The organism is Streptomyces sp. NPDC057486 (genome assembly GCF_042802415.1).
Classification (GTDB): domain Bacteria; phylum Actinomycetota; class Actinomycetes; order Streptomycetales; family Streptomycetaceae; genus Streptomyces; species Streptomyces yanii.
This window is the reverse complement of sequence record NZ_JBHVEE010000010.1, coordinates 1-21,415: the sequence shown is the minus strand read 5'-3', so window position 1 is coordinate 21,415 and position 21,415 is coordinate 1. Positions and strand designations below refer to the sequence as shown.

General features: G+C 70.1%; 21 protein-coding genes. 9 read left to right on the top strand and 12 right to left on the bottom strand.

Annotated features, from left to right (window positions below):
• Positions 1–50: 50 nt before the first annotated feature.
• Genes ACFU6I_RS07510 through ACFU6I_RS07500 form a run of 3 tightly spaced genes read right to left on the bottom strand, consistent with a single transcriptional unit; the run spans position 51 to position 3,861 of the window.
• Positions 51–1,478, bottom strand: coding sequence for a DUF1116 domain-containing protein (locus ACFU6I_RS07510; RefSeq protein WP_384362706.1), 1,428 nt, complete (start codon positions 1,476–1,478; stop codon positions 51–53).
• A complete protein-coding gene (gene fdrA / locus ACFU6I_RS07505) occupies positions 1,475–3,019 on the bottom strand; it encodes an acyl-CoA synthetase FdrA (protein ID WP_384362704.1) in 1,545 nt (514 codons plus the stop codon). Before fdrA ends, ACFU6I_RS07510 begins: the two co-directional genes overlap by 4 nt.
• Complete coding sequence (locus tag ACFU6I_RS07500; protein WP_384362702.1) at positions 3,016–3,861, bottom strand: DUF2877 domain-containing protein; 846 nt, start codon at positions 3,859–3,861, stop codon at positions 3,016–3,018. Before ACFU6I_RS07500 ends, fdrA begins: the two co-directional genes overlap by 4 nt.
• 205 nt (positions 3,862–4,066) lie before the next feature.
• Here ACFU6I_RS07500 and ACFU6I_RS07495 point away from each other — a divergent pair, with 205 nt between their 5' ends.
• Positions 4,067–4,996 carry a carbamate kinase gene (locus ACFU6I_RS07495; protein WP_384362700.1) on the top strand — a complete coding sequence of 310 codons (930 nt, stop codon included), beginning with the start codon at positions 4,067–4,069 and terminating at the stop codon, positions 4,994–4,996.
• A 187-nt stretch (positions 4,997–5,183) separates the two neighbouring features.
• Here ACFU6I_RS07495 and ACFU6I_RS07490 read toward each other — a convergent pair whose 3' ends face one another.
• Positions 5,184–5,834, bottom strand: a complete 651-nt coding sequence (locus ACFU6I_RS07490) for a GntR family transcriptional regulator (protein WP_345516251.1) — start codon at positions 5,832–5,834, stop codon at positions 5,184–5,186.
• 147 nt (positions 5,835–5,981) lie between these two features.
• Positions 5,982–6,890: a transcriptional regulator CynR gene (gene cynR / locus ACFU6I_RS07485; RefSeq protein ID WP_384362698.1), complete on the bottom strand. Its 909-nt coding sequence runs from the start codon at positions 6,888–6,890 to the stop codon at positions 5,982–5,984.
• A gap of 404 nt (positions 6,891–7,294) precedes the next feature.
• Here cynR and ACFU6I_RS07480 point away from each other — a divergent pair, with 404 nt between their 5' ends.
• From ACFU6I_RS07480 to ACFU6I_RS07470, 3 genes are all read left to right on the top strand, one after another.
• The gene (locus ACFU6I_RS07480; RefSeq protein WP_384362696.1) at positions 7,295–7,909 is read left to right on the top strand and encodes a carbonic anhydrase; all 615 of its coding nucleotides are present in this window, start codon (positions 7,295–7,297) and stop codon (positions 7,907–7,909) included.
• 79 nt (positions 7,910–7,988) lie between these two features.
• Entirely contained in the window at positions 7,989–8,459 is a 471-nt protein-coding gene (gene cynS / locus ACFU6I_RS07475) for a cyanase (protein ID WP_384362694.1), read from the top strand.
• A gap of 474 nt (positions 8,460–8,933) precedes the next feature.
• Complete coding sequence (locus ACFU6I_RS07470) at positions 8,934–9,719, top strand: ankyrin repeat domain-containing protein (protein ID WP_384362692.1); 786 nt, start codon at positions 8,934–8,936, stop codon at positions 9,717–9,719.
• A gap of 176 nt (positions 9,720–9,895) precedes the next feature.
• On the opposite strand, the gene ACFU6I_RS07465 is transcribed toward ACFU6I_RS07470, so the two are convergent.
• The 4 genes from ACFU6I_RS07465 to ACFU6I_RS07450 all read right to left on the bottom strand — a co-directional run bounded on the left by ACFU6I_RS07465 (position 9,896) and on the right by ACFU6I_RS07450 (position 14,465).
• Positions 9,896–11,245 carry an amidohydrolase family protein gene (locus ACFU6I_RS07465; protein WP_384362690.1) on the bottom strand — a complete coding sequence of 450 codons (1,350 nt, stop codon included), beginning with the start codon at positions 11,243–11,245 and terminating at the stop codon, positions 9,896–9,898.
• Positions 11,190–12,461 (bottom strand): amidohydrolase family protein, encoded by a 1,272-nt coding sequence (locus tag ACFU6I_RS07460; RefSeq protein WP_384362688.1) that lies wholly within the window; start codon positions 12,459–12,461, stop codon positions 11,190–11,192. Before ACFU6I_RS07460 ends, ACFU6I_RS07465 begins: the two co-directional genes overlap by 56 nt.
• 549 nt (positions 12,462–13,010) lie before the next feature.
• Entirely contained in the window at positions 13,011–13,469 is a 459-nt protein-coding gene (locus tag ACFU6I_RS07455) for a YchJ family protein (protein WP_384362686.1), read from the bottom strand.
• A gap of 30 nt (positions 13,470–13,499) precedes the next feature.
• Positions 13,500–14,465, bottom strand: a complete 966-nt coding sequence (locus ACFU6I_RS07450; protein ID WP_384362684.1) for a helix-turn-helix domain-containing protein — start codon at positions 14,463–14,465, stop codon at positions 13,500–13,502.
• Positions 14,466–14,518: 53 nt separating this feature from the next.
• On the opposite strand from ACFU6I_RS07450, the gene ACFU6I_RS07445 reads away from it, so the two are divergent.
• Together ACFU6I_RS07445 and ACFU6I_RS07440 are read left to right on the top strand one after the other, a co-directional pair.
• Complete coding sequence (locus ACFU6I_RS07445; protein ID WP_384362682.1) at positions 14,519–14,935, top strand: cupin domain-containing protein; 417 nt, start codon at positions 14,519–14,521, stop codon at positions 14,933–14,935.
• A gap of 59 nt (positions 14,936–14,994) precedes the next feature.
• The gene (locus ACFU6I_RS07440; protein WP_384362680.1) at positions 14,995–16,482 is read left to right on the top strand and encodes a membrane-associated oxidoreductase; all 1,488 of its coding nucleotides are present in this window, start codon (positions 14,995–14,997) and stop codon (positions 16,480–16,482) included.
• 21 nt (positions 16,483–16,503) lie between these two features.
• Here ACFU6I_RS07440 and ACFU6I_RS07435 read toward each other — a convergent pair whose 3' ends face one another.
• The 3 genes from ACFU6I_RS07435 to ACFU6I_RS07425 all read right to left on the bottom strand — a co-directional run bounded on the left by ACFU6I_RS07435 (position 16,504) and on the right by ACFU6I_RS07425 (position 18,488).
• A complete protein-coding gene (locus ACFU6I_RS07435; protein WP_384362678.1) occupies positions 16,504–17,313 on the bottom strand; it encodes an SAM-dependent methyltransferase in 810 nt (269 codons plus the stop codon).
• Between the two features lie 68 nt (positions 17,314–17,381).
• The gene (locus ACFU6I_RS07430; protein WP_345516242.1) at positions 17,382–17,624 is read right to left on the bottom strand and encodes a DUF397 domain-containing protein; all 243 of its coding nucleotides are present in this window, start codon (positions 17,622–17,624) and stop codon (positions 17,382–17,384) included.
• Between the two features lie 3 nt (positions 17,625–17,627).
• Positions 17,628–18,488 (bottom strand): helix-turn-helix domain-containing protein, encoded by an 861-nt coding sequence (locus ACFU6I_RS07425; protein WP_384362676.1) that lies wholly within the window; start codon positions 18,486–18,488, stop codon positions 17,628–17,630.
• 205 nt (positions 18,489–18,693) lie between these two features.
• Between ACFU6I_RS07425 and ACFU6I_RS07420 the strand changes: the two genes are divergently transcribed.
• The 3 genes from ACFU6I_RS07420 to ACFU6I_RS07410 all read left to right on the top strand — a co-directional run.
• Positions 18,694–19,152 (top strand): ATP-binding protein, encoded by a 459-nt coding sequence (locus tag ACFU6I_RS07420; RefSeq protein WP_384362674.1) that lies wholly within the window; start codon positions 18,694–18,696, stop codon positions 19,150–19,152.
• Positions 19,146–19,589: a hypothetical protein gene (locus ACFU6I_RS07415; protein ID WP_384362672.1), complete on the top strand. Its 444-nt coding sequence runs from the start codon at positions 19,146–19,148 to the stop codon at positions 19,587–19,589. The genes ACFU6I_RS07420 and ACFU6I_RS07415 overlap by 7 nt, the downstream gene beginning before the upstream one ends.
• 654 nt (positions 19,590–20,243) lie before the next feature.
• On the top strand, positions 20,244–21,415 hold a 1,172-nt coding region (locus tag ACFU6I_RS07410; RefSeq protein WP_384362670.1), incomplete at its 3' end, for a WGR domain-containing protein.

Genomic DNA, 21,415 nt, shown 5'->3' with positions numbered 1-21,415 from the left:
TGGTCGCCGGGAGGGCGGACAGGAGCGGGACGACAGGAACTGGCGCGTGGTCAGATGAGCGAGTCGGCGAGGGCCTTGGCGGCCTTCTCGAAGACCTCGACGGGCGGGTGTGTGATGCCGGCGCCGATCATGCCGATGCCCGCTTCCTTGTGGGCGATCGCGGTGTTGATGACCGGCAGGATCCCGGTGGTCAGGACCTTGCGTACGTCGATCCCGGTGGGGATGCCCTGGAAGTCGAGCATGGGGATGGTGATGTTGGGGTTCTGTGCCGTGGTGATCTCGCCCATCTGGCGTGTGAAGCCGATGGCCTCCTGCACGGTGCCGCCGACGAGGGCGACGATGGCGGGCGCGGTGGCCATGGCGAAGCCACCGAAGCCGTAGGTCTCGCTGATGGCGCTGTCGCCGATGTCGAGGCCGGAGTCCTCCGGCTTGTATCCGGCGAACATCGGGCCGACGACCTTTTGGGCGGGCCCGGTGAACCACTGGTTTCCGCCCAGGCCACTGACCCGTACGCCGAACTCGACGCCGTTGCGGGCCATCGTGGTGACGACGGTCGAGCCCTCGATCCCGTGGGCCGCGTCCATGGCGGCCTTCGCCATGGCCAGCCACGTCGGGCCGGAGAAATAGTCCGAGCTGGCGACGAAGTCGAAGACTTCCTTCTTCTGCTCGGTGGTGAAGCCGGTCTGCAGCAGGGACGGGGCGAGCGCCTGCAGGAGCAGCAGGGTGCCCGCGATATTGCGGTTGTGGCACTCGTCGCCCATGTGCAGCGCCTGCGAGAGCAGCAGCCGCAGATCGATGGGGCCACCGATCTCCATGGCTTCCTTGAGCATGGGGCCGAGCACGTCGCGCATCCAGACGAGCCGCTCGATCACCGACTCGTCGTTCGCCCCCATGCGGAGGATCTTCGCCATCTGCTCGGACAGGTTGGTGTACGCCGTGTTGCCGTACGTCTCGTTGTGGACGATGTGCATGTACATCGACGCGGAGGTGACTCCGGCCATCGAACCGACGCAGTCGTGCTCGTGACACGGCGAGAAGGTGATCTCACCGGAGGCGGCGAGCGCGGCGGCCTCTTCCAGGTCGGCGGCGAGGCCCTCGAAGACGAGCGCACCGGTGACGGCGCCCTTCATCGGTCCGGCCATACGGTCCCAGGTGATGGGCGGCCCCGCATGCAGAATCGTCGTCGGGGTCATGCCGGGTACGACGTCGATGGCGCGGCCGAAACCGGTCAGCATGGGCCGGGAGTTGGTGATCCGTTCGACGGCGAGGGCGTTGGCCTCCTCGATCCTCGCGGCAACCTCTGGGACCTCCAGGGCGTCGAGGGCGGCGAGGACCTCGGGCTTGCCTCCACCCGGCGGCGTCCAGTCGAGCGTGGTGACCTTGGCGCCCTGGGCGGCGATGTCCTCGTCGAACATGGCCAGGCCGACGTTGACGACGTCGAGGTCGCTCTCGAAGAGGCTGGTGATGCGGTTGCTCATGCGTGCTTGACCTTCCGGGCTATGGCACGGGCGAACTGGCCCGTCTCGGTGCTGCTGCGGGTGACGGTGACGCCGGCTGCCTGCAGGGCGGCGATCTGGTCGGCCGGCGCCGGGGTGTCGAGGTCCGTGCCCAGGACGTAGCCGACGATCTCCAGGTGGCGGCCCGCTTCGGCGGCGATCGCCTTGGCCTGCTCGATGGCCGGCAGGGTGACGCCGACCGGGTCCTCGTGGGCGCCGAAGCCGAGGATGAAGTCCATGACGACGGCGGCGACCTCCGGGTCCTTGGCCTCCTCGACCAGGCGGGCCAGCCGCAGGGCGGGGTCGATCATGGGGTGCGGACGGCCGTTGGTGAAGTCGTCGTCACCGAAGTCGAGGAAGGTGTGCCCCGTGCTGGGGCTGTCGGCGGTCAGCCGGCGCGCGGGGTCCTTCTGGATGTTGCTCCATACGTCGTCGCCGCTCTCGAGCATCGCGTACATCGACTCGTCGCACAGGGTGCCGCCGCAGAACAGTCCGCGTACGAAACGCTGTTCCGGCTCGAGGAGAGCGGCGACCTCGTCGACCCGGCCCATGTCGAGCGGCTCGACGGCCGCGTCCGGGTTCACGCCGAGACGTACCGCCCGCAGGGCGGCGTCCTGGCTGCCGGACGCGAAGTGTCCGCCGGCCGCGACGACCGCTTCCTCGGAGCCTCCGACGAAGTAGACGACGACGGGCTTGCCCGCGGTGGCGATCTCGGCAAGCACCTTCTTCTCGACCGAGGGGGCCGGCGGCTTGGAGACGAGCACGATCACGCTGGTGGCCGGGTCGGCAGCGAGCGCCCGGATGCCGTCGATCATCATGATGCCGCCGACCTGCTCGCTCAGGTCGCGACCGCCGGTGCCGATGAGCTGCGAGACACCCGCGCCCAGGGCGTGGATGCGGACGCTGACCTCCTGCGCGCCTGTGCCCGAAGCGGCGACCACGCCGACCGAGCCGGGGCGGACGGCGTTGCCGAAGCACAGGGCGACATTGTTGATGATCGCGGTGCCGCAGTCCGGGCCCATCATCAACAGGCCCTTTTCGTGGGCCAGTTCCTTGAGGGCGACCTCCTCCTCGACCGGGACGTTGTCGCTGAAGAGCAGTACGTGCAGGTCGTTCTCAAGGGCCTTGCGGGCCTCACGGCCGGCGTAGGCGCCGTTGACCGCGATCACGGCGAGGTTGGCGGCGGGGTTGTCCTGCGCGGCGGCCGCGATGGTCCGGTGGGTGATGGTCGCCTCGCCCGTGGCGGACGCCTTGCGCTGGAGGAGCTCCTCGACACGCGCGAGGACCTCGTCGGCGTCGGCTCCCCCGCGGGCTTCGACCACGACCATGAGGTCGCCGTTGCCCGCGGCTTCGAGTTCGGGTGTGAGCAGGCCGAGGTTGCCCAGCACCCCCTTGTTCATCTCCGTGCCCATGGCCACGAAGGCCTGCTCCACCTCGTCGAGGCTGTTCGCCCTCGTCGAGATGGCCATCAGGGATACGGAGTCGAAGTAGGTGTTCTTCTTGACGACTGCTGTGATGCTCACAGCGAACCTCGCAGTTCTCTCTCCAGGTGAAGCCCGGTCACCAGACCGGACAAGGTGTCGGTGCCGGAGGTGTGGCCGTGGGCCAACGCTCGGCGGACCGGGGCTCGGACGGTTTCGATCGCCTGCACTTCGCTCCGCCCGGGGGTGGCGGCGAGGGAGCACAACACATCGACCAGGTCTGCGCGGACGCGTCCTGACAGCGCCTCATACAGGGTGGTCGTACTCAACAGCGTCGTACGGCCGGGCTGCTCGTCGAGTACGTCGTGGAGTACCCGGGCGAACAGGCCGAGCCCGCTGCCGTCGAGCGACGACAGCAGGGCGATCGCGGTGAGGAAGTCGTCGCCGGCCGGGGTGAGTCCGGGGCCGAGGCCCAGGAGGGCGAGGACAGCGTCGCGCATGCCGACGGTGTCCGAGGAGCGTACGGCCCGCACCAGCGCATCGCGTCCGTGCTTCAGCGCCGTGCAGACAGCCACCTCCATCGGCACAGCACCCGGCGATGCGCCGAGCATCCCACCGAGCTCGCCGTCGACGGACACCAGGTGGTGCAGGGCCCGGGCGGCAACGGCAAGCTCCGACGGTGTGATGGAGTCAAGGCGCGGCAAAATGGGATGCCATTTGGCGACCCCTCGCACGGAGACCCGCAGGCCACCGAAAGCGCCCCGCAGGTCGATGCCGTCCGGGCCGAACTCGACGACCCGCCCCGCTTCCACCCCACGGTCGAGCCACTGCGCGATGTCCACGACAAGGGTCCGGGGAGCGTCCCCACTCCCCCGCACAGCCAGCGCCATCAGCCCGCCATCCGGCAACAACAGGTTGATCACGCCCCGAAAGACGCTCTCCACACTCCCGCACCCCCTGAGCGTGCGCAGGTGCGCCAGGAGCGCGGCATCACCGGAACACACGCGCAGAGCCACAGTCGCGCTCACCGATACCACCACCACTCCTGTCCGACCGGACCGCCGAGGCGCGCTGCGCCCCTCAACCTCAACCGCTGCAAACTGGTATACCATTTTGCAGCCGGAAGCGAACTAGTCGGAGGAGGAGTCCATGCGCATCGTTGTGGCTCTCGGAGGCAACGCGTTGGCACGGCGAGGCGAGCCGATGACGGCGGACCATCTGCGTGCGAACGTCAGGACATCCTGTGAGGCACTCGCCGGACTCGCCCGCGAGCACGAGGTGGTCATCACCCACGGCAACGGCCCGCAGGTGGGCCTGCTCGCCCTGCAGAACCTGGCCTACCAGGACGTCGCTGCGTACCCGCTCGACATATTGGGCGCCGAGACACAGGGCATGATCGGGTACGTCATCCAGCAGGAGCTCTCGAACGCACTGGGTGGCCGGCGCGAGGTCGCGGCGGTCCTCACGACCACCGAGGTCGACGAGTCCGACCCCGCGTTCAGCCACCCCACCAAGCTGATCGGCCCCATGTACTCCGCCCACGACGCCGCCGACGCGGCGGCCGAGTACCGGTGGACCATCGCGCGTGACGGCGCCGGTTTCCGCCGCGTCGTCCCCTCGCCCCACCCCTTGCGCATCGTGCAGGCCCCCCTCGTCCGCACCCTCCTGGAGAACGACCGGCTCGTCGTGTGCGTCGGCGGTGGCGGTGTGCCTGTGAAGACCGACAGCAAGGGCCGCCAGACCGGTCTGCAGGCGGTCGTCGACAAGGACCTCGCCAGCGCCGCCCTCGCCGCCGAACTCAAGGCGGACATGCTGGTCATGCTCACGGACGGCGACTACGTCAGCGAGAACTGGGGGACGCCCGAGCAGCGGGACATCCTCACGGCCTCACCGGAGGCCATCTCCGAGCTGGCCTTCGCCGAAGGGTCGATGAAGCCGAAGGTGGATGCCGCGGTGCGGGTCGCGAAGGCCGGCGGACGCGCGCTCATCGGCCCGCTGGACCGCCTGGACGACCTCCTGGCGCGACGGGTCGGCACGGAGATCCGCTCCGATGTCGCCGACGGGATCGTCTTCGTCTGAGCCGAGGGGTCGCCTTCGCGTGCGGCCGAGGGACCCGCTTCGTACGCCCCGAGGGGATCACCTCGGGGCGTGGCTGGGGGTCCCCTTCGCGTGCGCCGAGGGATTCACCTGGGTGCGCGCGAAGGGATTCACCTTCGTACGGGGCGCCGCACAAGCGCCCGCGCGTCGCTCAACCGACCGGCTCCGCCTACTCCTTGGAGGACCGAAGATGGGCCACAGCCGCGCTGCGGCCCATCTCCAGGTGCTTCAGCACGAGCTCCTCGACGCGCGGCACGTCCCGCGCCACGATCGCGTCGTAGAGATTCTCGTGCTCCCTCGCCATACCCAGCAGGTCGTCGTGCCGGCTGAGCAGCCAGCGCATGCGGCTGCGAAGGGTGCGCTCCAGCTCGCTCAGCAGCTCGTTCGCGGCCAGTGACGTCACTGTCTGATGGAAGTCGGCCGCGGCGCGCCTCGCCTGTACGGCGTCTCCGCGCCGCGCCGCCTCCAGCTCGGCATCGAGGTCGGCGCGCAGCTTCTCCAGCCCCGCGCGGGTACGCCGCTGAGCCGCCAGCCGGAACGTCAGCGTCTCCAACGCGGAACGCACCTCGCCCAGGTCCGAGACGTCGGTGGGGCTGAACTCGCGCACCACCGCCCAGGTCCGCGGCCGGGGCGTCACAAGGCCCTCAGTCACCAGTGCCTTCAGGGCATCGCGGATGGGCAGCCGGCTCACACCGAGCTCGGCGGCCAGCTCACGCTCGACGAGCTTGCTGCCGGGCCTACGCACACCATCGAGAATGTCGTCGCGCAACTGACGAGTGACCCGATCCGACTCGGGCTCGAAGCCTTCAGAACCTGCCATGCCGCTCATTCTCTCATCACGTCGAGGAACGCCAGGTTTGGTATACCGCTAGCGCCGTACCGGCAACGCCGCCCCATGGCGAGCGTCGTCCGGTGCGTGCGATCGCAAGGCGGCCGAAGGTCCTTGGGCGGGGCCTCCCCTGCTCGTTCAGGCGGGCGTGTAGCCCCGCTCCCGCACCAGGCGGCTCGCGAGCCGGGCGAAGGCCCGGGCCGCCGCACTCTGGTACGCGCTGTCGCGGCGCAGGAGGGTCACTCGTCGCGCGGGCAGGGGTGGATCGAGGGCGATCGTTGTGAGGTGCGGATGGTCGTGCGTGATGGCGTCCGGCAGCACTGTGGCCAGCAAGGGGGTGCGCTGCACGATCTCGATGAGGGCCTGAATGGAGTTGGCCTCCACCGCGATGGGCGGGTCGATGCGGTGCTCGGTGAAGTAGCCGTCGATGTGTCCGCGCGTGACGAAGTCATTGCTGAGCAGCGCGAGACGCTGCTCGGCCAACCTGCCGGGCGGCATCGGCTCCCGCGCCTCGGAATCCGCGTCATGGGCCGCGACGACCAGACTCAAGGTCTCGGTGAACAAGACGTGTGCGCTGATGCCGGCGGGATGTGGCGCCTCGAACGCGATCCCCAGGTCGATCTCGTCCGCCAACAGGCTTGCCTCGATGCGATCCTGTGTCATCTCCCGCACGTCCAGGGTGATCCCGGGATGGCGGGTGTGCAGCTCCTGCACCAGCGGGCCGATGAGGTAGGCCGTGAACGTCGGTGTCATCGCCAGCCGCAGCCTGCCCCGGGACAGGTCTGCCACGTCGAGTACCGCACGGTCGGCCGCCGCGAGGTCCCGCAGGGCCCGCCGGGCGTAGTGCACATAGGCGTCGCCGGCGTCCGTGAGCCGGACACTGCGGCCGCTGCGGTCGAGCAGCTGGACGCCGACCACTCGCTCCAGCTGCTTGATCTGCTGGGACAGTGTGGGCTGAGAGATGCGCAGCTCCTCGGCGGCGCGGGTGAAGTTGCCGTGCTCGGCTACGGCGATCAGGTAGCGGAGGTGGCGTAGCTCGGGACCCATGGCCCGAACTATAGGTGTGGGGGCGCGCCCCCTCCTGGTCAGGGCTTCTCGCCGACTGCGGCCTTCTCCGCGCCTGCTTCCTGCTCCGTCGACGGGCTTCTTGGCGTCGAGGCCCTTGGCCACGTCGAGATCCTCCCGCCGGTCCTGCCGGAAGAAGGCCCGCGCGGAGGCCGTCGGGCAGAGCGGCCATGCGGCGCGATGACGCCCCCGCGTATGCGCGACCCCCGTCATGCCACGCACCGTACGGGCGCCGCTGACACTCGGCCCTGCATTCCCGCGGCACGCACATAGATGCCATCTATAGCAGTCATGGAAATCAAGTCTTGGACACTATAGGTGCGGTTCATGCATGGTGAATGACGTCGACCCGCAAGGGCGGTCGGCCACCCGATGGGAGTGAACGAATGCACCACCTCTCAGACGGCATCGCGCATTTTCGCCGTACCGTATATCCCGCCAAGCAGCAGCTTTTCGCCCACCTGGCCACACACCACCGGCCCGAAACGCTGTTCATCGGCTGCTCCGACGCCCGGGTGACTCCCGAGCTCATCACGCAGAGCGAACCGGGCGAGCTGTTCGTCATCCGGACCGCGGGGAATCTGGTTCCCGCCTACGCGCCCGGCGCGGACGGTGTCGCAGCGAGCATCGAGTACGCCGTTGCCGTACTCGGTGTGACCGACATCGTCGTCTGCGGTCACTCGGCCTGCGGTGCGATGACCGCCCTGGCCGAGGGGCACGACCTGAGCGCGGCCCCGGTGATCGCGGACTGGCTGCGGCATGCGGACGCGGCCCGCGCCAGGGCTCGGGCGACCGCGGCTCCCGCCGAATCGGCCGAGTCCAGGGTGACCACCCTCGTACGCGCGAACGTGGTCGCCCAGCTGCAGAACCTGCGCACCCACCCCTCGGTGGCCCGCGCGCTCGCCGAGCAGCAACTCTCGCTGCATGGCTGGATGTTCGACATCGCGTCCGGAGCGGTCGAAACGCTCGACGACGTCGATCGTGCCTCCGCGGCGGCCTGACCCCCGGCCGTTCCGTTCCCGCTCTCCCTCTCACCTGCCGCGCCTCCCCCTGGCCGGCACCACCGGAAAGGAAACCCTCATGGTTCACGCCCAGTTCTCCCCCACCGCCCGCGAGGCCGTGTCCGTGGCCGCTGTTGCGGCCAAGACCGGCAAGGACCTGACGTGGCAGGAGATCGCCGACGCGGCCGGTCTGTCCGTGGCCTTTGTGACGGCCGCCGTTCTGGGCCAGCACGCGCTGCCCGAGGAATCCGCCAAGGCGGTCGGCAAGCTCCTCGACCTCGACGAGGAAGCGGTGCTGCTCCTGCAGACCATTCCGACCCGTGGCTCCATCCCCGGCGGCATCCCGACCGACCCGACGATCTACCGCTTCTACGAGATGCTCCAGGTCTACGGCACCACCCTCAAGGCCCTGGTCCACGAGCAGTTCGGCGACGGCATCATCAGCGCGATCAACTTCAAGCTCGACGTGAAGAAGGTAGCCGACCCCGAGGGCGGCGAGCGGGCCGTCATCACCCTGGACGGCAAGTACCTTCCGACGAAGCCTTTCTGACCAGCGGTCAGTGAAGGCGTGCGTCAGGTTTCGAACACCGGCGCACGCCGAAGGCCCCGTGACGGCGGTGGGCCGCAACACCCCTCCCGGCCCACCGCCTCCCCCTGCTCCCGTGAAGCACCGCCCCGAAGCACCGGCCGCCCCGCAGTCGAAACGATTTGGTCAACCATTACAGCGCCGTCCGCCCCTCCTGCGGGAAGTCCCGCCATGACGGTCCGGAGGGAGCGCACCCGGCGGTCGAGTCGGGTAACGACGAGCGCCCACGTCGCGCGCATCAACCGATCGGCTGACCCACGGGTCGTCCCCACGTCCCCTCATCTCCAACCGGTTCAGCGACGACGGACGCCCACGAGCGGACCGAGCATGGACTGTACGCCCCTCGCACCCACGGCCCGGTCACCGAAGCACCCCGCCACCGCGGTTCCGAGGACATCACCCACCACAGCTCCTCCACCGCACCGAAAGAGGAACGTCATGGCCTCTCTGGGCCGCACCACTCGCCTGTTCGTCTCCCTCGCCGGCCTGGCCGTGCTCGCGACCGCGTGCAGCACGCAGTCCGACGGTGACGCCTCCGCCCGGCAGAAGCCGTCGGTGGGCAGGACCGACTCCGCATCCCCCGAGCACAAGGCCGAGCGCTCGGCCTCCCCCAAACGTTCGGCCGCCGACCCGGCCGCGAGCCGGGACCTGCTCGAAGGCGCACGTTCCGGTGACGCCGACGCCATACGCGGTGCGATCAAGCGGGGCGCGGACCTGGAGACGCGCGACAGCAACCGTCGCACCCCGCTGCTCCTCGCGGCCACCGGCGACCATGTGGAGGCGGCCGAGGTACTCGTCGAGGCGGGCGCGGACCCCGATGCGCTGGACCAGCAGCACGACACGCCCTGGCTGGTGACCGGCGTGACCGGCAGCGCCGCCATGGCCCGCACCCTGGCGAAGGCCGACCCCGACTACACGATCGTCAACCGGTACGGCGGCACGTCCCTCATCCCGGCCGGCGAGCACGGTCACGTCGACTACATCCGGGAGGTCACCACCAACCCGGACATCGACGTCGACGTCAACCATGTCAACAACCTCGGCTGGACCGCCCTCCTGGAGGCCGTCATCCTCGGCGACGGCGGAGAGGACCACCAGGAGTCCGTGAAGCTCCTCCTGGACGGGGGCGCGGACAGGTCCATCGCGGACAAGTCCGGCACGACGGCACTCGAGCACGCCGAGGAGCACGGCTACGACGAGATCGCCCGACTGCTGCGCAAGTGACGCACCTCCTGCCGCAGCATGCGACTACGAATGTGCGTCTTCCACGGCGGCGACCTGCCCGAGGCCTGGAGTGCGGGCCCCGAGGGCGCCCTCTGCGGCGACCTCACGTCCTCGTGGCCGCCGCCGTTGTCGTACCAACCGGGGGGGTTGCCCCGTCATCCCTGACGTGACAACCCTCAGACCAGCTTTCCGTCGCGGGCGACGACCCGGCCGCCATGGACGACCAGGTCACGGGTGGGCATGTCCACCACGACCTGCGGCAGCCCTTCTCCGCGTACGAGGATGAAGTCGGCCGGCGAGCCGGGCCGCAGGTCGGCCCGGTCCAGGCCCATCACCTCGGCGCCGCCGTACGCGCCCGCCTCGAAGCAGTCCGTCAGCTCCTGGTCCAGGCGCGCGCCGGTCACCCAGCCCAGGATGTGCGCCCGGTGCAGCATGTCGGCGTTCCCGAACGGGCTCCACGAATCGCGCACCCCGTCCGAACCCAGACCGACCCGTACACCGTGCTCACGGAGCCTGGCGACCGGCAGCACCAGCGACGCACTCGGCGCGACAGTCGTCAGCGAGATGTCGAGGTCTGCCAAGTCCTTTGCAATATCTGCCAGTTCACTGTCGGACAGGGACGGAAGGCAGAAGACATGGCTGACGGTGACCCTGCCGCGCAGGGACAGCGCCCGGGTGCGGTCGATGATGCTGCGCAGGACCGGCATGCCCTTGTCGCCGCGGTCGTGGAGGTGGATGTCCACCCCGACGCCGTAGCGGTCGGCGAGACCGAAGACCAGATCCAGCTGCTCGTCCATGGCGTTGTCGAAGCTGATCGGGTCGATGCCGCCGATGAAGTCCACGACCCCGCTGCGGACCGCCTCCTTGAGCAGGTCCTCGGTACCAGGTGCGCGGATGACACCGTGCTGCGGGAACGCCACCGTCTGCACGTCCAGGGCATGCTTCAGGCGCTCACGAGCCTCGGCGAGCCCTTCCACGCACGCCAGCCCGTAGGCCGGGGCGACATCCGCGTGCGCACGCATCGCACGGGTGCCTCGAGTCACCGCGTGAGCCATCAGGCCGTACGCCCGCTCCCCCACCGGGAGCCGCTGGCTGCGGAACAACTCCGCGTCCTGCTCGGCCAGTTCAGCGATCGAACCGGCCGGTTTGCGCGACACCCACTCACCACCCCATGTCGTCTTGTCCGGGTGAATGTGCGCGTCCACGAAGGACGGCAGGGCGATCCGGCCGTCACCGTCGATCACATCGGCCCCCGCAGGAGCCGCGCCCTCACCGATCCGGCCGTCGACCACGACCAGATCCACGGGCTCGCGTACCCCGAAGGGGCGCACATTGCGGAAGACCACGTCCCTCAGCGGTCTTGTCCCGGTGTCGGCGCGAGCCGATGTGGATGCCGTGGACGGGTCGGCCGCTGAGGTACGGGACGTCATGTGCGAGAACTCCTTGGGATCGAGTGTGAGTGCAGCGGGGTCAGAGCGGGAGGCCCTGTCGGACGACGCGGACCGGCGTCCTGAGAAGGGACACATCCTTGTGCGGGTCACCGGACAGGAGGACGGCATCACCGCTGAATCCGGGGGCCAGCCGGCCCAGGGTCCGCTCCTGGCCGAGGAGTCGGGCAGCGGACGTGGTCGCCGTACGGATGGCGTCCAGCGCTGACAGGCCGGACTCCTTCATCAGCTCCACCTCCCGGCCGATGGGGCGGACGCGGCCACCGGAGGAGTCGGTGCCTGCCGCCAGCGGTACGCCCATCTCGTGCGCGTCGAGCACGGCACGCTTGAGTACGGGCAGGTAGGCGCGCCCACGCTCGGCCAGGATCGGGTTGTCGGAGTCGGCGAGCCCGGCGATGGCCGTGAGGGTGGGGGTGAAGTACGTACCCCGGCGGCGCATTTCGTCGAGCGTGTGCTCCCCGACGAAGACGCCGTGCTCCAGGGAGCGGATGCCCGCGGTCACGGCGTCGTGGCAGCCCTGGCGGCTGTAGCTGTGGCAGAGGACACCCTTGCCGCCACGGCGTGCGGCGGACACGACCTCGGACAGCTGCTCGTACGAGTACACCTGTGCGAGCGGGTCCTGCTCGGGCAGGCCGGCGCGTTCGTTGACGCGGGTCTTGATCACGTCGACGCCGCGGGAGAGGTTCACCTCGACCACGCGGCGCAGCGCCTCGGCCGACCGCACGCCGTCCTTCAGGCGGGCCAGCGGGGCAAGGTCCGGGTCGGCGAGGATCGTGTCGCCGAGGTCGGGCGTGACGAAGACGCCCGCGGCGCTGAGCCTGGGCGCCGATTCAGGCAGCCGACGGGCCAACTCCCGTACGGCGATGTCCTGGTAGAAGTTGGTGGAGCCACTGCGTGCGCTGGTCGCGCCCTGGCGGACCGCGTCCCGCGCCTCGGCGACGGTGTTGATGTGGATGTGCGCGTCCACCAGACCGGGCAGCACCCAGCGACCCTGTGCATCGAGGCGTGGCAGGCCGTCGGGCGTGTCCACACGACCGCGGGCCCCGACCGTGCGCACCACTCCACCGCGGATCACGACGACCGCGTCCTCGGTGACCTCGCCGGTCTTCGGATCGAGCAGTGTGCCGCCCTCGATGACCAGGTCCCCGGTGCGCTGGGCGCCCTTCGGGGTGGCACCGAAGGCCTGGGGTGCGGCACTGAGTACGGCGGCGCTACCGGCCAGGACGGCCGCACCCGCCAGCACTCCGCGACGGGTGACCCGGCTCGAGGGGGGTGGGACTGACTCGACACACATGGCGGACTCCTAGGCGTTTAGTTCATGCCTCCCCGGCTCACTTTTTGTATACCAAATGAGTAAGGCGAGGCAAGATCCCGCCCCACCATCCTGATAATGCAGGTAAGGACGGCTTCCTTCAGAGAGATTTTGGTATACACAAGAAGGTCAACCATGCGCATCAGGGCCCTGCAGTACAGGCAGCCCACGTCGGACATCCGGAGGGGGAAGCCTGCCCGGCGATGCGCTGGACGGTGAACGACCCCTTCGAGCGCCGGGAGGTCGGCCGGTCCTGGAGTTGCGGCAGCGCGGCCCGCAGGTGGTCGGCGCCCCCGAGAAGTACGCCGGGCTCGCGGTGGACGAGGGCGTGCGGCCGGTGCGTGGCGATGTGACGGCTGCGGGAGTCGGTCGCCGGTCTGGTCTCGTACTCGACGGCCCGCCGGTCTTCCCGACCGGTCGGCGCATCTGTCCTACGCGAATCACCCGGTGGCGCTGGTTGACGAGGTCGAGAAGCCGACGCTCCACCGCACGCGGGTGTCCGTCTTCGACTGAGCCGTGCACCGGCAGCCGTCAGTCGACGAAGACCGCCGTCGCGTAGACCCAGGCGCCCTCGTGGCGGACGAACCGGCTCTTCTCATGGAGCGAGTCCGGTCGGCCGTGGTCCATGTAGTGGGCGCGGAAGGTGACCGTGCCCGTGGTGTGGAATGCGCTGCCGTCCGTCGTCTCCAGGATCTCCAGGCGCACCCAGCGCATGCCGGGATCGAAGTCGAGGACGGGCGGCCGGGTGTCCGGGTGCCAGGTGCGCAGGAGGTACGCCGCGTCCCGGACCACGAAGGCGGCGTACCGCGAGCGCATCAGCGCCTCGCAGGTCGGCGCGGCGGCGGTCCCTGCGTGAAACCTTCCGCAGCAGTCCGCGTACGTGGCGGGCAGGCCGCACGGGCACGGCGAAGCCGGAGTGATCGCGCTCTCCGGGGCGGTCCGGGTGCTTGCGGCGGAGGGCCGCCGGGGGCGGGGGCTGCGTCGGGACATGCGTCCATTGTGACCTGCGGCGGGACCGGGTCAGTGCGCCAGGGTGAACCTGCGTCGGTACTCCGTGGGGGTGAGCCCGGTACGGCGGCGCAACTGGGCACGCAGGTTCGTCGCCGTCCCGAGTCCGCTGGCCCGGGCGACCACATCGAGACGTTCCTCGCCTCGCTCCAGCAGCCGGCAGGCCAGGGTGATCCGCCGCTCGGTCAGCCAGGCGAGCGGCGTCGTCGCCAGCTGGGCGCGGAAGCGGCGGTGCAGGGTGGCGGGGCTGACGGCGGCGCGGGCGGCGAGGCCTGTCACCGTGAGCTCCGTCCCGAGGCGTTCCTCCGCCCAGGCGAGCAGCGGACCAAGTGAGGTGTCGGGGACCGCGGGCAGCGGGTGCTCGACGAACTGGCGCTGGCCGCCGTCACGGTGGACCGCGAAGACCAGCCGGCGGCTGACGGCGGCCGCGATCTCCGCGCCGTGATCGCTCCGGACGATGTGGAGGCCCGTGTCGAGGGCGGCGGCGCTGCCCGCCGCGGTGATCACCTGCCCGTCGTCGACGAACAGCACATCGGGGTCGAGTCGGACCTGCGGGAAGCGGGCGGTGAAGGCATCGGCCCAGCTCCAGTGGGTGGTGGCCCGGCGCCCGTCCAGCACACCGGCGGCGGCGAGCGTGAACGTGCCCGTGCAGAAGCTGACCAGCCGGGCGCCCCGGTCGGCGGCGCGTCGGATCGCGTCGAGGACGGCCGGAGCAGGGTCGGTTTCCGGGTCGGGGCGGTTCGGCACGATGACGGTGTCGGCCCGGTCGACGGCTTCGAGTCCGGCGACCCCGCTGAGCTGGAAGAAACCGTGGTGCATCCGCACGGTCGGGGTCTCGGCGCAGAGCGCGAAGTCGTACCAGGGGACGGGCAGCTCGGGGCGACGCAGCCCGAAGAGTTCGGTGGCCACGCCCATCTCGAAGGGGTTGGAACCGGCCGAGACGATCATCGCGACCCGATGCGAGGATTCTTGCGTCATATGCGATTCATAGCACTCACCCTTCGTGGGGCCCAGCGCCGAGGATGGGGATCATGAGCGAAGACACGACGAAGGCCGGTCCGGACCCCATCCTGCTGAGCGAGGCCCTCGCGACGTTCGAGACCCTGTGGAGCCCGCGGATCGTGACCCGCGTCAACGACTACGACGTACGGGTCGCGAAGGTCCGGGGCGAGCATGTCTGGCACGTCCACGACGACACCGACGAGTTCTTCCTCGTCCTCGACGGCGCACTGGACATCGCCCTGCGCGAGGACGGCGGCGAGCGCACGGTCACGCTCGACCGCGGCGCGGTGTTCGTCGTCCCGCGCTCCACCTGGCACAAGCCGTTCTCGGCGGACGGCGCCTCGCTGCTGCTGTTCGAGCCCTCCGGTACGTCGACGGTGGGCGACCGGCACGACGTCGTACCCGGGCATGTCGACGCGACGACCGGGCATGCCTTGGGCGACTGAACACGGGTCGGAGCAGTGGGGGTTGACACTCCGTCGCGCAGCGGGCCAGAGTCCCGCCGATGGAGATCACCGAGCTGACAGCCGCCGAGCGCCGTGTCCGGGACGCATTCCCGCGCGGCACAGCCGTCGATTTCCGTACAGGGGTGGCGGCCGAGGACGATCCGGAGGCCGGGGACAGCTGGGGTCCTGAGCGCACGGTACGTGCGGAGGTGCTCAGGGCGCTGCTGGTCGGCTGCCCGCAGGAGGAGGGGCAGGTGCCCGCCCTGCGGGTGCTGGGCGCACGGATCACCGGCGCTCTGAACATCCGGTACGTGACCACGGAGTGCGCGGTCGCGCTGTCCGGATGCCGGTTCGAGCAGGCGCCGAACCTCTACGGCGCGCGACTGCGGCAGCTGGCGCTGAGCGGTTCGGTGCTGCCGGGACTGACCGCGGCGACCGTCCACATCGACGGCGTGCTGCGGCTCACCGGCTGCCGGATCTCCGGCCCGGTCCGGCTCGGCGGTTCGAAGATCGCCCAGGCCCTGTTCTTCGACCGGACCCGCATCGGAGTGAACGCGGACGGTACGACCGCGCCCAACGGCGAGGCGGTGCTGCAGCTGAATCACGCGATCGTCGAGGACGACTTGTGGTGGCCCGGTCTCGTCGTGCACGGAGAGACGCGGCTCGGCGGCGCCGCCGTCACCGGACAGATCCAGCTCGACGACGCCCACCTGCGCAACCCCGGGGCGACCGCTCTGCATGCCGAGAATCTCGGCGTCGGCTCCGACCCGCACGGGATGCGGATCCAGGTCCAGGGGCGGGTCGACCTGCGCGGCGCCCGGATACCGGGGCAGCTCAACCTCGCGTACGCCCGGCTGTCCAACCCCGGCGGCGTGGCGCTCCGCGCCAGCAGTAGCACGATCGGCGAACTCTGGCTCCGGGAGGCCGCCCCGATCGACGGCAGGGTGAATCTGCGCCGGGCGAAGGCCGACCTCATCCATGCCACCCCGTCGGTCTGGCCGGAGCAGGTCCGGCTGGACGGGCTGACGTACGCCACGCTCCTCCCCCATCTGCCGGCCGAGCGGCGGCTGCCGCTGCTCGAACGGGAGGAGGAGGGCTATGTGCCGTACGCGTACGAGCAGTTGACGGAGGCGTACCGGCGGATCGGCGACGACGACGCCGCGCGCACGGTGCTCCTCGCCAAACAGCGCAGACATCGCGCCACCCTGCCCGCGTACGCACGGCTGTGGGGGCATCTCCAGGATGTCACCGTCGGGTACGGCTTCCGGCCGGTGCGGGCCGCGGCCTGGCTCTTCTCGCTGCTGCTGGCCGGGTCGCTGGTGTACGCGCTGCATCATCCGAGCCCGCTGAAGGCGGACGAGGCTCCGCCGTTCAGTCCGTTCGTCTACACACTGGACCTGCTTCTGCCGATCGTCGACTTCGGGCAGGAGCGGGCGTTCAATCCGCAGGGCTGGTACCAGTGGCTGTCGTACCTCCTCATCGCGACCGGGTGGCTGCTCGCGACGACGATCGCCGCGGGCATCACCCGGTCGGTCAGCAGGCAGTGAGCTTGCCGGGGACGGCCCGGGTCAGGGCTTGCGGGCCACACCCGCGTAGCCGGGGATCGGCTCGTCGCCGGGTACGTCGATGACCTCACCGAGCTCCGGGTGCCAGTCGGCGGAGAGCGAGACGCCCGGCTCCACGAGTTCGAGTCCGTCAAAGAACGCAGTGAGTTCGGCGCGCGAGCGCGGACGCAGCGTCATCCCGCGGGCCTTGTACATGGCCGACGCCTGCGCCGCACCCTCGGGGTTGAAGTCCCCGGTGGTGTGCGAGAGCACCAGGTAGCTGCCCGAGGGAAGCTTCTCCACCAGCCGGTCGACGAGCTCGACGGCACCGTCCTCGTCGTCGAGGAAGTGCAGCAGGGCCAGCAGGGACAGCGCGATCGGCTTGCTGAAGTCGAGTATCTTGCCCGCCTGTTCGAGTATGGTCTCCGGCTCGCGGGCGTCGACCTGGAGGTACTCGGTGGCGCCCTCGGGGGTGGAGCGCAGCAGGGCCGCCGCGTGCGCCAGGACGATCGGGTCGTTGTCGCAGTAGACGATGCGCGCGTCCGGGGCCGTCTGCTGGGCGATCTGGTGGAGGTTCGGCTCGGTGGGGATGCCGGTGCCGATGTCGAGGAACTGCCGTACGCCCTGGTCGGCGAGCCAGCGCGTGGCGCGGTGCATGAACGCCCGGTTGACCCGGGCCATGTCACGGCCGCGGGCGTCGAGGGCCAGGAGCTGCTGCGCCATCTGTTCGTCGACCGGATAGTTGTCCTTGCCACCGAGGAACCAGTCGTACATCCGGGCGGGATGCGGCTTGCTGGTGTCGATCTCGATGGGCTGGGGCTCGTGCCCGGCCATGGCGCGCTCCTGGGGTCCGTGGATCGTCGAACTGAGACTGAGTGTGGGAAGGGCAGACGCCGGAGGCGTCAGGTACCGGTAAGGAGGAAGTCCGCCTGGCCGGCCTTGGCTCCCTGGATGAAGGCCGCGATCTCGAGGTGGGTGTAGATGAGGGCGGGGCCGTCGGGATCCGCGGACTGGCGTACAGCGACTCTGCCGTCGGCCAGCTTCATGGCCTCGACGCAGTTGCCGCCGTTCCCACCGCTCCACGGCTTGTACCAGCCTTCGGAGCCGAGTTCGCGGGCGGGCATGCCGTTGTATATGGGGTCCATCGATCACAGCTCCTTGCGGAATTCCCGGAGGATTTCCTTCGTGCGTTGTGCAGTTGCGGCCTGAGCCGCCATGCGGTCCATGACTTCGAGGTAGGACGCCACCTCGGGGCGCGCGTCGAAGTAGACGGCGCCGGTCAGGTACTCGCTGTACACCATGTCGGGCAGTTCGGGGACGCCGAAGCGGAAGAGGACGAACGGGCCGTAGGTGCCCGGGTGGTGGCCGGTCGCGAACTCCGCGATCTGCAGTGTCACATGGGACATCTCGGTGGCATCGAGCAGCCGGTCGATCTGCGCGCGCATGGCGTCGGCGCTGCCGACGGGACGGCGCAGGACCGTCTCGTCCATCACCACCCACAGCTTCGGGGCATCCGGCCGCGTCAGCAGGGACTGCCGCTCCATCCGCAGCGCCACATGACGCTCGATGTCCTCGGGCCGGGTCTGGCCCACGGCGCCGGTACGCAACACCGATCGGGCGTAGTCCTCGGTCTGCAGGAGTCCGGGGACGAAGTGCGGTTCGTACATGCGCAGGAGGCTCGCTGCGCCCTCCAGGCTGACGTACATGCTGAACCAGTCGGGCAGGACGTCGTGGAACCGCTGCCACCAGCCGGGCTTGTTGGCCTCCTCGGCCAGCTCGACGAAGGACTCGGCCTCCTCGTCGGCGATCCCGTAGGCCTTCAGGAGCAGTTGCACATAGGGGATCTTCAGCGCGACCTCGGCGGTCTCCATCCTGCGTATCGTCGCGGGAGCGACACGGAGCACCTTGGCAGCCTGGTCACGGTTCAGGCCGACGCGCTCCCGCAGATCCTGCAGGCGCTTGCCGAGAACGACCTGACCCACGGTCGGGGCGGACCGCGGTTCGCTCACTTCAGACCTCCCGATGCGCTGTTTGCGAGCAGTGTGCCATGCGTATGCCGTCAAAGACACGACCACTCTGAAAATTTCAGAGTGCCCCTTGCCAAGTGTTCACGACAGGGGGAGAGTTGGTGAGTGAACCAGTTCACTCAGTCATGCCCGCCCTCATGCCCTGAGATGCGCGGCGTGACGAAGCCCCCACTGTGAGGAATCGGTCGTGGCACCTGGCAGTGCGCTCATCCCCCGGCTCATCGACCTCAGCCCCGGGACGGAAGCGCTCCGATACTGCTTCGCGCTCCCTGCGCACCCGGAGTCGGTGGCCGGTGCACGGCGGCTGGCAAGGACCCGGCTGGACGAGTGGCAGCTGGACACGGAGGCGCACGACGCGGCGATCCTGATCGTGTCGGAACTGGTCACCAACGCGGTGGTGCACACCGCGAGCGCGCGCGTCGTGTGCGAACTGCGCTGTCTCGAGAGACGGCTGCGCATAGCCGTACAGGACCAGGGGCACCAGCCGGGTGGCCCGAAGCTGTGCCGCACCGCCGACGACGAGCACGGACGCGGCCTGCTGCTCGTCGACGCGTTGAGCAGCGCCTGGGGATCCCGTGACGCGGGCGACGGATCGGGCCGCATCGTCTGGGCAGAACTGCCGCACGGCACGGAGCGGACATGTTGAGGAACGCGATGTCCCATTTGCTCGGATCGCGCCTGACCCGCGAGTCCCGGCCGCCCGGCTCCGGGGGTGGCCTCGTGCAGCTGGCGCTGCCTCCCGCGCTGTCGGCGAGCCTGGGCTGCGACGCGGTGGGCGTGCCTGCCGGGTACGGCTTCCGGCTCATGTCCCATCTGCCGCGCACCGGCTGCGTCTTCGCGGACGCCGACCGCTGGTGGTGGATCGTCCCGGCGGGCTCGGACCTCGATCTGGACTGGCCGTCGCAGGTCGCGTACGCCAGAGGCGCGTACGTCCCCGCCGTGCGGCCCCGACTGATCCACGCACCCGACAGCCGCACGCCGTACACCCCGCCCATCCCGCTCTTCCTGATGGTGTGCCAGATCACAGGTGTGACGCCGTCCTGGGCGGCGGCCGGTGGTCCGCACGCGGTACCCGCCGGCTGATCGGCCCGTAGGGCCCTCGCCGCGCTCAGCCGCGAAGGTCAGCCAGTCGACGGCGGCGACGAGGTAGACGTCGTGCCGCCCGCTGACCGTGCGCAGCAGCTTCGCCGACTGTTCCCTCCAGGCGTCCGTACCGCCGGTCGACCGCACCGGCAGCACGCCCGCAAGCAGCCCGCCGGACTGTCCAGGCGCACCTGGAGCACGCCGCGCCCGCCGGGGCCCGGTGCGGCGAGGCGGGCCGTCAGATGATCGGCGCCCGTGCCGAACTGAACGTTCCGGAACCCGATCCGGTCGCCTGAGCCGAGCACCCCGGTCGCCGTGTCGCCCCGTCCGGCCCCCTTGAGGTCGGTGGCCTGTTCGCCCTGGAAGGTGGCGGCGGCGTCCGGTCCGTCCGCGTGGAGCCGGTTCTCGTTCACGGCCCAGGCGGTGTCGCCGGGCGCAGTGTGGGTGATCCGAAGACAGCGGACGGTGGTGGCGTGTGAACACCGCGTCCTGGGTGAAGGAGCGATCGCCGACCCGGGCCACCGGCTCGCTCCACCGCGTGCTGTCGCGGCTGTGGACCGTCACGCTGCGTTGTCAGTGGCGGGATCTAGTGTGGCAGCACTGATCGAGAAGCCCGTCGGAAGCGGGCTGTCCGGATGTGAAAGGGGCGGGCCGGTGCGGCGCTGGGAGTACGTCGAGGGGACTGCGTCCAAGTTCTGGGAGACCGGGGCCGACGGCGGCGTGGTGACGGTGCGGTACGGCCGGGTCGGCAGCGACGGACGGACGCAGACCAAGGAGTTCGCGTCGGCGGACGCCGCGCAGGAACAGTTGCGCAGGACGATCGCGGAGAAGGAACGCAAGGGGTACCGCGAGGTGGGCGGGGCGGCGTCAGCGGTGAGCCCGGCCCCGGTGGTCGCCGAAGGCGCTGTGTCGGACGGGACTCAGGGCGCCCTTCCCGACGAGGACACCTTCGAGCTGCCGGCCGTCTGGCGGCGCCATCTCCACCCGAGGCGCGGGGGTGTGCGGCGCGCGACGGCCGGGATCGCGCAGGACACGCTGGACTCGGTGGAGCTCAGGCTCGCCGAGGACCGCGAGTGGATCGCCGAGTTCCTGGCGGCTCCCCACAGCGACGACCGGCTCGTCGAGGCGACCCGGGCGCATCTGGCGGGCAGCCCCGATCCGGTCGGTGCGGCGGTCCTCGCCTCGGTGGTCGGCCTTCACCCGCTGACGTACGCGGCGTGGGCGGACCACTGGGTCCATGCGTACGGGCTGCCGTTCGCCGCCCGGGCGGTGGTGGAGCTCTTCATGGTCGAGGCGCACTGGATCCAGGAGGGCAGGCGCCGGTACGACCCGTGGCTGGAGCCCCTGACGGCCCGTCGCGGCGCGTACTGGTCGGGGGCGCGACGACCGGCCGCCGACCGGGTCCGCGCGCTGCTCGCCGCCGCCGACGAGGAGACCTACCGGGTCGCGGTCGCCGCGCTCGGCGGCTGCCGCGACGAGGTGGTGCGCCGGATCATCGTGTCGTACCTGGTGCCGAGCGAGACGGAGTGGGTGGCCGAGCTCTGCGCCGACCCGCAGGTGACCGACGAGAGCGACGGCACCCTGCGCTCCATGGTGTTCTGTTCGCTCAACGCTCCCGATCAGGTCGGCGAACTGGGCAGGCAGGTCGGCTACACCTGGTCGGCCGCAACGGTCGGCACGGTCGCCGAGGGCATCGGAACGGCGGTCGCGCCGCTGCTGGCCGTCCGTCTGAGCCTTGATCCACCGACGTGGTTTGGGGAGCGATCTTGCGACCGGTTTCGAGCCGGTTTCAGGTCGGCGGTTGGGCACGGCCAGGATGTAGCCGC

Bases quoted from the DNA above. Each gene is read 5' to 3' on its own strand.
- ACFU6I_RS07510 (WP_384362706.1), bottom strand. From the start codon at position 1,478: ATGAGCAACCGCATCACCAGCCTCTTCGAGAGCGACCTCGACGTCGTC.
- ACFU6I_RS07495 (WP_384362700.1), top strand. From the start codon at position 4,067: ATGCGCATCGTTGTGGCTCTCGGAGGCAACGCGTTGGCACGGCGAGGC.
- ACFU6I_RS07490 (WP_345516251.1), bottom strand. From the start codon at position 5,834: ATGGCAGGTTCTGAAGGCTTCGAGCCCGAGTCGGATCGGGTCACTCGT.
- cynR (WP_384362698.1), bottom strand. From the start codon at position 6,890: ATGGGTCCCGAGCTACGCCACCTCCGCTACCTGATCGCCGTAGCCGAG.
- ACFU6I_RS07480 (WP_384362696.1), top strand. From the start codon at position 7,295: ATGCACCACCTCTCAGACGGCATCGCGCATTTTCGCCGTACCGTATAT.
- cynS (WP_384362694.1), top strand. From the start codon at position 7,989: ATGGTTCACGCCCAGTTCTCCCCCACCGCCCGCGAGGCCGTGTCCGTG.
- ACFU6I_RS07470 (WP_384362692.1), top strand. From the start codon at position 8,934: ATGGCCTCTCTGGGCCGCACCACTCGCCTGTTCGTCTCCCTCGCCGGC.
- ACFU6I_RS07465 (WP_384362690.1), bottom strand. From the start codon at position 11,245: ATGTGTCCCTTCTCAGGACGCCGGTCCGCGTCGTCCGACAGGGCCTCC.
- ACFU6I_RS07460 (WP_384362688.1), bottom strand. From the start codon at position 12,461: ATGTGTGTCGAGTCAGTCCCACCCCCCTCGAGCCGGGTCACCCGTCGC.
- ACFU6I_RS07455 (WP_384362686.1), bottom strand. From the start codon at position 13,469: ATGTCCCGACGCAGCCCCCGCCCCCGGCGGCCCTCCGCCGCAAGCACC.
- ACFU6I_RS07450 (WP_384362684.1), bottom strand. From the start codon at position 14,465: ATGACGCAAGAATCCTCGCATCGGGTCGCGATGATCGTCTCGGCCGGT.
- ACFU6I_RS07445 (WP_384362682.1), top strand. From the start codon at position 14,519: ATGAGCGAAGACACGACGAAGGCCGGTCCGGACCCCATCCTGCTGAGC.
- ACFU6I_RS07440 (WP_384362680.1), top strand. From the start codon at position 14,995: ATGGAGATCACCGAGCTGACAGCCGCCGAGCGCCGTGTCCGGGACGCA.
- ACFU6I_RS07435 (WP_384362678.1), bottom strand. From the start codon at position 17,313: ATGGCCGGGCACGAGCCCCAGCCCATCGAGATCGACACCAGCAAGCCG.
- ACFU6I_RS07430 (WP_345516242.1), bottom strand. From the start codon at position 17,624: ATGGACCCCATATACAACGGCATGCCCGCCCGCGAACTCGGCTCCGAA.
- ACFU6I_RS07415 (WP_384362672.1), top strand. From the start codon at position 19,146: ATGTTGAGGAACGCGATGTCCCATTTGCTCGGATCGCGCCTGACCCGC.